General features: G+C 54.9%; 13 protein-coding genes. 8 read left to right on the forward strand and 5 right to left on the reverse strand.

All coding sequences use genetic code 11. The features are described 5' to 3' along the window. The first annotated feature begins 10 nt into the window (after positions 1 to 10). From R0135_RS16405 to R0135_RS16415, 3 genes are all read left to right on the forward strand, one after another. A complete protein-coding gene (locus R0135_RS16405; RefSeq protein WP_407347982.1) occupies positions 11 to 1,567 on the forward strand; it encodes an efflux transporter outer membrane subunit in 1,557 nt (518 codons plus the stop codon). Beyond that, a complete protein-coding gene (locus tag R0135_RS16410; RefSeq protein WP_407347983.1) occupies positions 1,564 to 2,673 on the forward strand; it encodes an HlyD family secretion protein in 1,110 nt (369 codons plus the stop codon). Before R0135_RS16405 ends, R0135_RS16410 begins: the two co-directional genes overlap by 4 nt. A 69-nt stretch (positions 2,674 to 2,742) precedes the next feature. Then, the gene (locus tag R0135_RS16415) at positions 2,743 to 3,777 is read left to right on the forward strand and encodes a DUF2955 domain-containing protein (RefSeq protein WP_407347984.1); all 1,035 of its coding nucleotides are present in this window, start codon (positions 2,743 to 2,745) and stop codon (positions 3,775 to 3,777) included. Positions 3,778 to 3,792: 15 nt separating this feature from the next. Here the strand turns inward: R0135_RS16415 and R0135_RS16420 are convergent, their stop codons facing one another. Then, positions 3,793 to 4,332 carry a CIA30 family protein gene (locus R0135_RS16420; RefSeq protein ID WP_407347985.1) on the reverse strand — a complete coding sequence of 180 codons (540 nt, stop codon included), beginning with the start codon at positions 4,330 to 4,332 and terminating at the stop codon, positions 3,793 to 3,795. Between the two features lie 132 nt (positions 4,333 to 4,464). On the opposite strand from R0135_RS16420, the gene R0135_RS16425 reads away from it, so the two are divergent. From R0135_RS16425 to R0135_RS16435, 3 genes are read left to right on the forward strand one after another with little or no spacing between them, the layout of a single operon-like run. Next, on the forward strand, positions 4,465 to 4,860 hold the full coding sequence (locus tag R0135_RS16425) for a hypothetical protein (protein WP_407347986.1): 396 nt from the start codon (positions 4,465 to 4,467) through the stop codon (positions 4,858 to 4,860). 16 nt (positions 4,861 to 4,876) lie between these two features. Further along, positions 4,877 to 5,452: an ACP phosphodiesterase gene (locus R0135_RS16430; RefSeq protein WP_407347987.1), complete on the forward strand. Its 576-nt coding sequence runs from the start codon at positions 4,877 to 4,879 to the stop codon at positions 5,450 to 5,452. A gap of 10 nt (positions 5,453 to 5,462) precedes the next feature. Then, positions 5,463 to 5,717: a YkoF family thiamine/hydroxymethylpyrimidine-binding protein gene (locus R0135_RS16435; RefSeq protein ID WP_407347988.1), complete on the forward strand. Its 255-nt coding sequence runs from the start codon at positions 5,463 to 5,465 to the stop codon at positions 5,715 to 5,717. Between the two features lie 18 nt (positions 5,718 to 5,735). Here the strand turns inward: R0135_RS16435 and R0135_RS16440 are convergent, their stop codons facing one another. Further along, on the reverse strand, positions 5,736 to 6,623 hold the full coding sequence (locus tag R0135_RS16440) for an alpha/beta hydrolase (RefSeq protein ID WP_407347989.1): 888 nt from the start codon (positions 6,621 to 6,623) through the stop codon (positions 5,736 to 5,738). A 78-nt stretch (positions 6,624 to 6,701) separates the two neighbouring features. On the opposite strand from R0135_RS16440, the gene R0135_RS16445 reads away from it, so the two are divergent. Together R0135_RS16445 and R0135_RS16450 are read left to right on the forward strand one after the other, a co-directional pair. Continuing rightward, positions 6,702 to 7,388 (forward strand): AzlC family ABC transporter permease, encoded by a 687-nt coding sequence (locus R0135_RS16445; RefSeq protein ID WP_407347990.1) that lies wholly within the window; start codon positions 6,702 to 6,704, stop codon positions 7,386 to 7,388. Further along, positions 7,385 to 7,696, forward strand: a complete 312-nt coding sequence (locus R0135_RS16450; protein ID WP_407347991.1) for an AzlD domain-containing protein — start codon at positions 7,385 to 7,387, stop codon at positions 7,694 to 7,696. Before R0135_RS16445 ends, R0135_RS16450 begins: the two co-directional genes overlap by 4 nt. 19 nt (positions 7,697 to 7,715) lie before the next feature. On the opposite strand, the gene R0135_RS16455 is transcribed toward R0135_RS16450, so the two are convergent. The 3 genes from R0135_RS16455 to R0135_RS16465 all read right to left on the reverse strand — a co-directional run bounded on the left by R0135_RS16455 (position 7,716) and on the right by R0135_RS16465 (position 12,910). Continuing rightward, positions 7,716 to 8,936, reverse strand: a complete 1,221-nt coding sequence (locus R0135_RS16455) for a class I SAM-dependent RNA methyltransferase (protein WP_407347992.1) — start codon at positions 8,934 to 8,936, stop codon at positions 7,716 to 7,718. 52 nt (positions 8,937 to 8,988) lie between these two features. Then, entirely contained in the window at positions 8,989 to 10,236 is a 1,248-nt protein-coding gene (locus tag R0135_RS16460; RefSeq protein WP_407347993.1) for an MFS transporter, read from the reverse strand. 472 nt (positions 10,237 to 10,708) lie between these two features. Then, a complete protein-coding gene (locus R0135_RS16465) occupies positions 10,709 to 12,910 on the reverse strand; it encodes a TonB-dependent receptor (protein WP_407347994.1) in 2,202 nt (733 codons plus the stop codon). Positions 12,911 to 12,958 lie beyond the last annotated feature (48 nt).

A 12,958-nucleotide genomic window follows, 5' to 3' on the forward strand; every position in this document is an offset into this window, starting at 1 on the left:
TTGAATCCCTGTGAAGCTTTTCTCCTACCTGCGCCTTGGCTTTATGGGGCTGACCGGTGCGGCGCTTATGGGCTGCACAACACTGGGGCCGGATTATCAGGAACCCGAGCCTACTTGGCTTGCCGAATGGCAACCCGAACTATATGGACAGCGTGGTAGCGCCGGCGAAGGTTCTAATGCGGATTTGTCCGACTGGTGGTTTCGCTTTGATGATCCGGCGCTTAACACACTGATTCAGCAGGTTCTTGAACAAAACCTCAATTTGCAGGTGGCGGGACTCAGTGTGCTTGAAGCCAGGGCACGTCTTGGTGGTGTCGAGGCTCTGCGTTTTCCTCAGTCCCAACAGCTGGGGGCTTCTGCCGCTTACATTCGTCAGCGCCGCAGTGATGGCTTATTGCCCGCCAGCGAAGACAGTTTTGGCAGCTATGACACGGGGCTGTCAGTGGGCTGGGAGCTTGATTTCTGGGGTCGCTTTGCCCGGGGTATCGAGTCTGCGGATGCCGCCTTCATGGCGTCCATAGCGAATCAACGTGACCTGCAGGTGCTGTTGGTCGCGCAGACTGCCGATATTTATTACGCCTATAGAACTACCCAGTTGCGCATTGAAATCGCCAGAAAAAACGCAGCTATACAAAAGCGCAGTTTCGAAATTACGCAGCAGCTTTTCGACAGTGGTCAGGAGTCAGAGCTCGATTTACAGCAGGCCCGCACCCAATATCTTGCCACCCTTGCAACCATTCCCGATTTAGAGCGCAGCCGCGTTCAATTGCGTAATGCGCTGGCGGTGTTGCTGGCACGACCACCTGCGCCCATTAGCGAATTGCAAGCCGAGGTCAAAGCATTACCAGCAATGGAACCCCTGGCGCTGACAGGCATTCCCGCAAAGCTGGTACTTCGCAGGCCCGATGTGCGCGCTAGTGCCTGGCAGGCGGGAGCTCAGTCAGCGCAGATCGGCGTGGCGAAGGCCGACCTTTATCCGGCGCTATCCTTGTTTGGAAGCTTTGGCTGGAGCGGTGACAGCTTGGGTGTTACCCGCGACGGTCTGACCTTTGCAGCAGGTCCCGCTATAAGCTGGAATATTTTTGATTACGGGCGCATTCGCTCAAATGTTCGAGTGCAGGACGCACGCCTTCAACAGGCTCTCGCGGCCTTTGATGGCACTGTATTACAGGCGGCAAGAGAAATTGATGATGCTGCCGTTGCGGTGATTAAAACTGCAGAGGCCGGGGCAGTGCTTAGTGAATCTCGTTCCGCGGCCGAGCGAGCTCTGGAGCTTGCTAACCGTCGATATCGGGAGGGCTACGCTGATTTTCAGCGCGTGCTGGATGCTCAGCGATCCTTGTTTTCCCAGGCAGAGAAAGAGCTGGTAAACGAGGGGGCACATATCTCAGCGGTGATCATGCTGTACAAGGCCCTCGGTGGCGGTTGGCAGTCCCAGTCTTTGGAGGACATGATTCCCCCGAACGTGCGCGAGACCATGCGCGGCAGGGTTAACTGGGGAGAGCAGCTAGAGGCAGAGGTGCCGGTGGTGCTCGATGACGCTCAAACAGGAGAAAGTTCGCAATGAGTAATACACAGGCAGAGGCGAACGTTGAGGCGACCCCGGCAATCAATCGTACCACCTGGGTTTTACTGGCGGTGATTGTAAGTAGTTTGGCTTGGTACCTGTTGTCTGATCGTTATGCACCCTATACGAGCCAGGCCCGAGTTCAGGGTTATGTGATTGGTGTGGCCCCAGAAGTGGCCGGCACGGTAACGAAGGTCCTTGTCAGTAATAACCAGGAAGTGGAAGAGGGCGATGCGCTGTTTGAAATTGATCCCTCGCAGTATCAGATAGCCTTGTCTCGCGCCGAGTCCGATCTGGTGAATGCCCGCAGTCAGGTAGAAGCAGGTAATGCCACGGTAGCCAGTGCTCGGGCAAATCTGACCGCAGCAAAGGCCAATGAGTTGCGCGCGAGCCAGGACTACGCGCGACTGAAGCGGCTTCGAGAAACAGATCCAGGTACTCTCTCTTTGCGACGCCTGGAGTCTTCGAAAGCCTCGTTGGATCAGGCCAGAGCCAAGGTTGTGGCGGCGGAATCCGATATTCAACGGGCTATCGAGCAAAAAGGCGGGGATGACGAAGGTAGTAACGCGATATTACTGTCCGCCCAGTCCGCGGTCGAGAAGGCGCGCCTGGATCTTGCCAATACGGTGGTCAAAGCTTCCTCTCGAGGACTGATTACTGACCTGCGAGCTGATGTAGGTCAGTATGCGGGGACCGGTAAGCCTGTCATGACGCTGATCGCCATTCATGATCTTTGGATTGATGCAGCATTTACCGAAAATAATCTCGGACATATGCATCCCGGTAGTAAGGCTGAGATCGTGTTTGACGCGTTACCGGGCGCGGTTTTTCCTGGCAAGGTTCGCAATGTGGGATTGGGTGTTAGTGCGGGGCAAGCCCCAGCGCCGGGCACTTTGCCAACAGTGAGCAATAGTCGTGACTGGCTTCGTCAGGCCCAGCGCTTCCCTGTGGAGGTGGGTTTTGAAATGACGGATAACACGATGCTGAGTCAGTTGAGGATCGGCGGTCAGGCCTCGGTGATTGTCTATAGTGACGGATCGACGGTGCTGCGTTTGCTCGGTCAGGCGTACATTCGACTCATGAGCTGGTTTTCTTACGCTTATTAACGGCTATTTACAGCCAAGCGTGAGCCTGCAGCCCATCGTGAGTCCGTCATTACCAAGAGCATGCCCGGAGTGAGCGTCGCCGAAAGTCGTGCCCTGCGCTTTGCATTTGCCACCGCCCTTGCCCTGGCGATGGCGTACGGCCTGAGTTTTCCGCTGCCTTTTTTGGCGCCGTTGTTCGTGGTGTTTCTGAGCGCCATGCCTGGCCCACCCATGGGCCCTAAAGGGCTTTTTGCCCTGCTGGTCGTCATGAGCTTATCACTCACCGTTGGCGTGCTGCTAATACCCTTGATTCGATACTACCCCGTCAGTGCTGTGTTGATTGTTGCTGTGGGTCTGTATTTCTCCATGTATCTGACGCTGATCCATGGCAAACGACTACTGGGTACATTTCTGACCATTGGCTTTACCCTGATTTCGGTTGCAGGGAGTGTGGATTATCTTCTTGCGACCACGGTCATCAAGTCGCTCGCTCTCGGTATTTCAGCGGCGGTGCTTTGTCAGTGGTTGGTGTATCCGTTTTTTCCTGAAAACGCGTCTGCAGCTCCCGCCGCCGAAGCACCCGAGGGAGAAGTACTGTCAAACTGGCTTGCGGTCCGAGCGATGCTCATCGTGATGCCGGCTTATCTACTGGCGCTAACGAATCCCTCGCAGTACCTCATGACAATCATGAAGTCTGTCTCTCTTGGTCAGCAGACCTCGGCCATGGATGCGCGCCACGCGGGCCGAGAGCTCATTGGATCGACCTTTGTGGGCGGCATTATGGCGATTACTTTTTGGGTCCTGCTGACCATAGCGCCTAATTTATGGATGTTTTCTTTGTGGATGCTGCTCTTCGCCCTATACACCGCGGCCAAGTTGTACGGATTCCTGAAGACCCGCGTGGCGCCCTCATTCTGGATTAACGCGCTGGTGACGATGCTCATTCTTTTGGGTCCTGCGGTAGAAGACAGTGCGAACGGTAAAGACGCTTTAACAGCTTTCATTCAGCGCTTTGCTACGTTTATTGCAGTAACGCTCTATGCCTGGGGTGCTTTGGCCTTTTTGGAGAATTGGCGCAACCGGCGCCTTGCCAAGACCCGAGAGGCAATCGATACCCGATCTTAGCGACAGGTTTATGCTTCAGCTTGATGGATCGCTATAGAGCGCTAGCCTGGAGATGGCGACACCTGCGGTGCCCGGTTCGCCGATAGCGATCAAGCCAACACGCCGCAGCCGGCTGCGGTCCAGTGGTTTATCGATTCGGTGTGGAGTAAATGTTTCGAAGGACAGATAGTGGGTTGTCCACTCACCGCAGGAGTCGATATGGCTCCGATAGCTCTGCCATGGTCGCTGTGTGTCGGCAGTACGCAGATTGAGTGCATAGCTCCCACCGTCCCCACAAACACAGACGGCGATGCCGCTCGCAGCGCCGGCGTCCAAAGGTTTTCCCCCTACATCCAGATCCAGCGCGACCTGAATAAATCCGCCGTTATTTTCAAGGCTGACAATGCCGCTCAGTTGCAGCGCCGAGCGACCGTTCACTAGACCATGACCGGCTGCCCCTTCAGAGACACCACCCATAACCCTATCGCTAAAATACTGCCATTGCCCCCCATTGCTGGCGCGCTGTACGTCGCCAAAGTCATCTATGAGAAGTGTTTCTTTTGCATGCACCGGCATAACTGTTTCGCTCTTCTTATTGTCTCTTGTCTGCACTGTGTATACGCTCGCTAATGCGCTGTGGCTCAGCCTATGGGGCTGCAGCAGCCTGATTAGCCATCTATATAAAAATCACGGTAAAGGACTCGTTTTATGCATCAGCCTCTTTCCATGCCTGGCAAGGTCGCTCTTGGCGCGACAACACTATTTGGACTTTTGTATTTAATTTTTGGGATCGCGTGGCTTGCAGCACCTGCAAAAATTGCTGCTGCTCTGGGTGCTTCCTTATTGGAGGGAGCAGGACTGGCTACTCAGCTTGGTGATAGCGCCGCGTTCTTTTTATGCGCTGGTGGCTTCATGCTTTACGGCGTGTTCAGGCGGCAGTCAAATTACCTCATGGCAGGGGCATTGTTGATTGGCCTTGTAGCGCCTGCTCGGGTTGTCGCGTGGCAGTTTCACGGTGCCGCCCTGACCATGGAGCCCATTGTTATCGAAGTCCTGACCTTCATCGTCGTCTTCTTGGCAGCTCGATCTGTGCGTAGCGACTAGGACACCACGCCAGACGATGAACTATTTGGCGCATGCGCTGCTGGCTGAGCCCTACGCCCACAGCCTGATCGGAAACATCGCGGGAGACCTTGTTAAAGGTCCTTTGAGTAAGCACGACCTGCATCCTCGGGTCGCTGATGGTGTGCGTCGTCATCGCCGGGTCGATTCCTTGACGGACAGTCATAGTGCCTATCTTGTGCTGAAGGCAAGGTTTCCCCAGGGGCATCGACGTTACGCGGGTCTGGTTTTGGATGTGCTCTTTGACCATTACCTTGTGCGACACTGGCAGCGGTACAGCGATTGGAGTCGAGACGCTTTTTTGGACGGCACCTATAGAGTTTTGCGCGACAATCCGCTGCTACTCCCCGAGGCTCTGGCGGCAGTATCGCCGCGTTGGGTCGATGCGGACTGGCTTCGTGTCTATGAAACTCGAGAAGGCGTTGCGGCGGTGTTGGAACGTCTTTCGCGGCGGTTATCGCGTCCCGTGGATCTTGTCGCTCTGCTGAAGGTCGTCGATGAGAGCGATACCGATTTTGAACAAGGTTTTCTCGCGGTATTTGGCGACGTGCAACGCGCTATCGGTCTTCAATGAGGAGCAAGCTATGACACTCACTGCCGAACTGAGTCTCTATCCGCTGGATGAAGACTATATTCCAGTTATCCAATCGTTCATTGATGGCCTCAATAAGCGCGCGGACTTGCAGGTTGTTACAAACGCTATGAGCACCCAGATCCAGGGCGAACATGAAGCCGTGATGAGCGCCGTAAGCGATACGCTGCTAGCGAGCTATGAGCAGCATGGATCCCGACAGGTTCTGGTGTGTAAGTTTATTCCCATGGCCTTGGACATCGGCTAAAAGCAAGCCTGGGGACGCCTAGCGCACCACTTCGACGATCCATTCCCGGCTTAGGCTCAGCAGTCGCTCATGACTGGAGGTTTTCTGTGGAGAGTTCTCCCGAGGGGTAAGCACATTAAAAACATGCCCAGCGCCGGCAAGCAGCACCAGTTGACTCATGGGATGGTTTGATTGGCTGATCAGATCCATGCTTTGCTGGTAGGGCACGGTGCGATCGGCTGCGCCGGCGATGGCAAGAATGGGCTTCTTAAAATCGCGCATTTCACTGAGTGTCTGCTGGGCTTCGATCTCCTGAAACCATTGCAGACTGAACGCCAAGGGCTCGGGTAACCATTCAAAGCTTACCTGGGCATACCCGGCACTCACGGCTTGTTGGTAATAGTCATCGAAAAAGTCTGCAAAGCTCCCCGCGCCGTCCGTAGCCACCGATGACCACGTGGCAAGAGCCAGTAGACCCGGTTCTTGTAATGCGAGGCGTTGCGCTACCAATCCTCCCTGACTGAAACCCAGAGCGATAATTTTATGGCTATGAAGCATTGGATGTTCCACGAGATAGTCGAAGCTTGCCTGAGCGTCCCGCGTCGCACCGCTGAGACTGTAACGGCCGTGGTCCACCGGGCTGTCGCCGGCACCGGCGAAATCGATACGCAACGAAGCGATGCCGGCATCCGCCAGTACCTTTGCGAGGTGCTGGTAAAGATTGCCCACTTCGTTTTTCTGCGAGGCTGTACCGTGCAATAGCAGGACCGCAGGGACAAGGTCTTGAGTGCTTGATGGAAGAGCGAGGATGCCGGGTATGGAATACATCCCGTTCGATATAGAGACGTTTTGCTCTTCGCTGACTGCGGGCAAGGCAGTTAAAGCCGAGAGCGAGACAATGAGTCCCAATATCCATGATTGGCGCATCTTTGTTCTCCGGTTGGGCATTCGTACACTATAGCCCGCGACGCTGCGAAGCAAAGTTCCTCGCGTACAATGCCGCGCATGAGTGATCGATATCTTCATGTAAAGCGGGGTGTTTTTGAGACCATCCCCTTATTCATTCCCGCCATACCTTTTGCCCTGGTATTTGGTGTGGTGGTCGGTGAGTCGGGTCTTGCACCCTGGCTTGGATGGAGCAGTTCCCCGCTGATGTTTGGTGGCGCGGCACAGATAACTATCGTGAGCTTACTCGGCGAAGGTGCGTCCATTGCGGCGGCAGTCACCGCAGCCTTGATTGTAGGCGCACGACATTTGCTGTACTCCGTCAGTATCGCACCGCGTTTTAAGGGGCAGCCCAGGTGGTTTCGCTGGCTGGGACCTTATGTGCTGATTGACCAGGTTTTCGCCTTGGTCACGCTTCGTCAGGAAGAAGATCCCGCAGCGTTTCGCGCATACTTTTTAAGCGCCGGTTTTACCTTCTGGGGGCTGTGGATGGTTTTCACTGCCGCAGGCTTGTTTGTTGGGCCGTTGATCCCCGTGGAATGGAATATCGCCTTTGCAGCACCGGTTCTGTTTACCGCGCTATTGGTGATGGCAATTGATCGCTGGGAGAAAGTTGCAGTGGCCCTGCTATCGGGTGCATTCACCGTGATGCTCAGCGATTTGCCCAATCGTTCGGGACTGCTGGTGGGGGCGGTAATCGGCATTTTGCTGGGCTTGCTACTGGAAAGCAGGCGTAAGCGCTCATGAGTCAGTTTCTCGCGATTGTACTGGCAGGTATTGGCACCTATCTGAGTCGTGCGATCTTTATTATTGCGCTCGCCGATCGACAGTTTCCCCCACTGGCTCTGCGTGCCTTGGAGTACGTTGGCCCGGCGGTTATGGGCGCGCTCATTGTGTCGATGCTGACCACCGCCGAGGGTCAGGTACTCATCGGACTCCCCGAGGTTGCGGGGCTGACTTGTGCCGCACTGGTAGCCTGGAAAACACGCAACCACATCTATACTTTGCTTACGGGTATGGCGGTCTTCTGGGGTGTTGCTGCGCTATTGGTCTAGTGAGGGATTGGGCACAGTCCTAGCGGCTAAGAACCGTCAATACTTCGATTTGTGGAGTCTGTGGAAACAGGTCCAGCGGCTGAACCTCCTGCAACTGAAATTTGTGCTGCATAGCTGTCTGAAGGTCCCGGCTAAGCGTCGCAAGATTACATGAGATGTAAATAATGGTGCGTAGTTGGGGCGCCAGTGTCAGATAATCGCCTATGTTTTTTAGGCCTTCCCGGGGAGGGTCCAAAAGTAACAGTTTCGCGGTGGATAGCTGTGCTTCAATATCAGACGCGCTGCCGTCTCTTTCAAGGTTACTGCAAATCCCGGTGACTCCCGGAAGCAATCGCGCCTGCAGTCCGTCGATGGCTTGGCGGAAGCTGTCCACTGCACAGACAGATTCGCAGCCTGCATCGACTAGAACCTCGGTAAAGTTTCCGGACCCCGCAAAAAGCTCTACCACCGGCGACCTCGCCGACATGTTGTGAAGCTGGCTGAGCAACCATTCCCGCATGCGCTGATTTTGCGCGCTGTTGCCTTGGCGAAAAGGCCGACGATCATTCACCGCCACCTGGGATGCATTAATATCGTCGTCAATATCCAGCGTTGTCCAATGCTTTCCACGCCCCGGCTTCCAGGATGGGTTGGGAAGCTGCGCACGTAAGTCGGCCAGGGTTTTTCGGTTTTTGGTGTTGAGCACCAGGCAATCGCTGATCTGTGCAATGTCTCGGGAGTTTCCTGCGACATAACCCAAGCGTTTACCATCTGATTTTAATTGCGCGCGGTTGCGATAACCCAGTTCTTCCGGGGACGCCCAAACGGGTGATATCGCCAAGGCGGTATTCAAGGGCTGGAGCATGCGAAGCAGTTGCTGTTGTTTGCTTTGCAGTTGCTCCTGGTAATCCATAAACAACCAGGGGCAACCTCCGCAGCTATCGTTGCTAAAACCATGGTGAGGGCAAGGCGGCGTTCGGCGTTGCGCAGATTCTTCGCTAAGCGAAATTACCCTGGCAAAGCCCATACGCCCCTTGAGGCTGGTGACTTCAAACAGTCCTCGCTCGTCCCGCCAAACTCCCGGCACAAAAAAGACGCGACCATCAGGATGTGCGACTACACCTTGGCCGTCGCTACTGAGGTCGCGTACTTCGCCTTCGAAGCGATGACCGGGCCGGAGCCCGGTATCGTGCTTCTTCGGCCCCTTGGGTCCCTTTGTTCCCTTGGGGCTTGCGCGTAACGATTTTTTGAACAATGGCATTCTCCCTCTTTTGCAAAGTTACCACGCGAGCAAATTGCTGACAGCGCAGGACTCAGACAGCGGCTGGCGTTTGTTGTCCCGCGCCTTTCTTTAGGAGTGGTAAAACCTGACTTTCGCGCCGGATACGCACGCCCAGTCCTATGATCACAGCCAGCAAGATCGGGGCAAAAGCGATCGCTAGACCCAGCAAGGTGACCTTTATACCCTGAGTATCCAAGGACCAACCCAATAAGGGGCCGGTGACGATAAACAAGCTACGAACTGCCAAGCTCACAAGCGAATTAACGGTGGCGCGAAAGTCTCCGGGGATTCGTCGATTCAAGGCATCATAAAAGAGTGTCAGGCTCATGCCGCGACTCAGCTGGATAGAAAACCCAAACATGACCCCGACCCAGCCGCCCGCATAGGCCATACCCAGAAGACCGACAAGTGGCAGAATTGCCGTCAGGATCAACAGGCATCGCCATCCCAGCTTGCTCTCGATGTAGCTGGCGTAACGTGCACCCAGGCTAACCGTCAGGGCAAACAAGGCCCAGATGTAACCAAAGTGTTCCACCGCGATGCCCTGCATTTCCCAGTACTTTTGGTAAATCCAGAACGCGTACATGGCCATAAGCCCAAAGGCAGCGATTGCAAATGCGGTCCACAGCACCACAGGCTTACCCCGCAGCAGTAACTCCAGAATTGCTGCAGTATTCGCGCTGTGGCTTTGCGTGAGCCTTGGGCGCGGGGATTCTATGAGTAAAAATCCCAGAAGCAACGGTATGAATCCGCTGATCGCCTGCGCCGCGATTAATACGCTCATATCTCCAAGAAGCAGCAATAGCGCAGCGCCTAGACCGGCTAGTCCGGAAGCGGCCGCCTCGATGGAGATCAAGCGACTCAGTGCCTTGCTCGCGCTGGGTCCCGCATCTTCAGAATCTTCCAGCTGTTTCTGTGAATCGTACAGCAGCGCGAGGTCTGCGCCGGAGATCAGGCTGACGCCTATTCCCAGCAGCACCTCATAGACAAGAAAGTCGCCAAAGCCATCAGCGAAGACCAGCCACAGAAATCCACAGCCATTGATGCCGGAGCCAATAATGATGGCGCGCCGGCGACCCCAGATGTCTGCGATATAGCCCGAGGGAACCTCGAAACAGGCGATCGTCAGTGCGTAGAGCGCTTGTGTCTGCAGGATCTGCGTCATGGACAAGCCATGCGCCTGCACCAGCGGTACGAAGATAGGCACGATCAGCACGAAGCTATGAAAGAAGCCCATGAGATAGATGACGTTTGCGTTGACTCTTAATGACCGTTGCACGGTGTTTACCCTGTTTACCACCGGGAACCCGGGCGGGGAGAGTCTTGTTTCGGGTCTTAAACGAAAAAGGCCTCCGAGCCCTGAGTTCTCGGAGGCCTTTTTAAAAAACTGCGTTTAATTACGCGTTTAGCTTCCTCGAACCACTTTTTGCGTGGCGCATGTCCTTGCCCACGGTCTTCTGCGTTTGGCGCAGAACCACAGGTACCGCCCCCAAGGACGGGGTGTGCGTACAGCAAGTGTGTGAATGAAGCGTATTCATTGGTCCACAGATCCGGACGTGTTTTGACAGGCGCGCATCATGCTCCACCTTGTCGCTACAGCGCAATCATTAAAGGTCTGCATGTGACTTTTTCACCACGATCCGAGGCAACACAAGTAACGTGACGTGGTTCCTTGGCAGGCAGTCTGAAGGCCAACCAGAGAGTGGGTCAGGCCTGCGATCCGGGGCGGACCGAGGCCTGACGGCAGGGGATTAAAAGGAGTAGGAGCCGGTCACCCCGTAGGTTCGGGGCGGCAGCATGGAGCCGACGCGCAGAGAGTTATACAGTGGGGCCGTGATGATATTGTTAGAAATAACCTCTTCATCACTCAAGTTGCGACCCCAGAGGCTCAGCATCCAGCGACCCTCGGGACCAAAGCTGTAATCGGCATTGGCATTGATAAGTCCGTAGCCCTCCTGGAAAGCGTCGCTTCGGTTCCATTCGGTAAAGTACACATCATCCTGATAGTAGCCCTCGCCGCGGACTCGCAGATTGCCGTCGCCCAGTGCTGTTTGATAGGTGAAGCCGAGTTTGAAGGTGTACTCCGGCGCGTTGGGTAGCGTGTTGCCACTTAGGTCCGTTGGGGTGAAGCCATTGGCATAGTCACCGTTGATGAACTCCTTGTATTCAGCGCTGAGATAGGTCGCAAACAAATCCACAGTGAGTGAGTCGGTCATAGCGTAGGTCAGCTCAAGCTCTGCACCGTAGTTTTCGGCCTCTGCAGCATTGATGGTGCTGACGGTACTGGTTTCATCGACAAATGAGATTTGTACGTTCTGATAATCGTAGAAGAAGGCGGCGAGAGAGTAATTCAGCCGGCCGTCGCTGCTGCTGCCTTTGTACCCCAGCTCAAAGGCATCCACTGTCTCGGGATCCAAAGGGGGGCTCAAGCTACCGGTGTTGATGACGCCAGACTTAAACGCCTGGTTATAGGTGGCGTACATAAGAGTATTATCGTTGGGCCGGTACTCCAGCGTGACTCTCGGCGTTATGTCATCCCAGTCAGCTTTTGCATCCGTAGGTATGTTAAATCCCGCGGCGTCAAAGATGAATGCGCCGGTTCCTTCCCGCTCTTCGTAGTTGTAGCGTGCACCGGCAATCACTGTGAATTGCTCGCCCAGGGGGACGGTGACCTCTACAAATGCGGCGTAGGCGGTGATATCAACATCGCCGTCCTGTAGGTATTTGCCACTGTTTAAGAAGTCACCGATGGGTGTTCCACAGGTGGCTGGAGCCGCAAAAAAGCAAAAGTTGGTCAGGGGAACAAACACTTCACCAAAGAGTTCTTCTTCGAAATACATGGCCCCGGCAAGAATGCTGTAATTGTCGCGCTCTACATTCAGTGTGAATTCCTGCCCGAAGGAGTCACTCTCTTCTGTGTAGTTGTTTTGGCCAAACAGATCGACTTCGGTGGAGTCCAGGTCGTCGCGAAGAAAGCGATCCATATTCTGCGCTGAGGTGGTAGAGCGAAGTGATACATTCTCGGACAACTCAAAGTTCAGGATCATGTTCGCCATGTAGCCTTCACGGGTATTGATAGCTTCCTGATCTGAGTAGATGTCATATAGAGAACCACCGACATCAAATACGGTGCTTCCGCCCAGGGCTGTTACCGCCGGTGGTAAGCCTCCTGCTGTGCCCGCCGAGGGTCCAAAGTAGTGGAACGCGTAGTTGTTATCGTCTTCTTCGTAGTACTGATAAGACAGCGTCGCATCCCAGTTGGCGTCGGGGTTGTAGCTTAAGGTTGCGCGGTAAGCGTCGGCATTGCGATCGTCGACCTCGTTGCCGGTAAAGAGGTTACTGCCGTAGCCATCGCGACGCTCGATCTTGGTCGCCAGACGTAAAGCCAGCGCATCGGTAATAGGCAGATCTACAGCACCCTCAAGGGTTCCCATGCTGTAATTGCCGGCTGTCAGATTGATGTAACCGCCTAACTCATCGCCCGGTTTAGCGGTGACCACATTGATGGCTCCGGCGGTAGCGCCTCGTCCGTAGAGTGTGCCCTGAGGTCCTCTAAGAACTTCTACCTGCTCCAAATCGAACATTCCCACCAATTGAGCGGCGGGGCGCGGAATGATGGCGCCATCTTGAAGTATTGACACCGCGCCTTCTCCGCCAATATCAATGCTGGTCATGCCTATGCCGCGCATAAACACTCGGGCAAAGCCGAATTGATCGCCGATGGACATGTTGGGTATCTCGGTATACATGTCGCGAACAGTTTGTACACCGCCGGGACCGATAGCATCGGCTCCGATGACGTTAGCCGCAACAGACAGATCCGATAGGCTGGCATCTCGCTTAGTAGCTGTTACTACGACCTCTTCGAGAGCATTTTGCGCTGTGGCCAGACCCGGTGTGAGTACTGCGGCTGCGACAGCCGCTGCCAATATCTTTGATGGTATTCCTTGCATGATGTTTCCCTGCCCTGTTATTAAATTATGTTTTTGCATGGGTGATTT

It is taken from the genome of Congregibacter variabilis (assembly GCF_045689235.1).
Lineage (GTDB): Bacteria > Pseudomonadota > Gammaproteobacteria > Pseudomonadales > Halieaceae > Congregibacter > Congregibacter variabilis.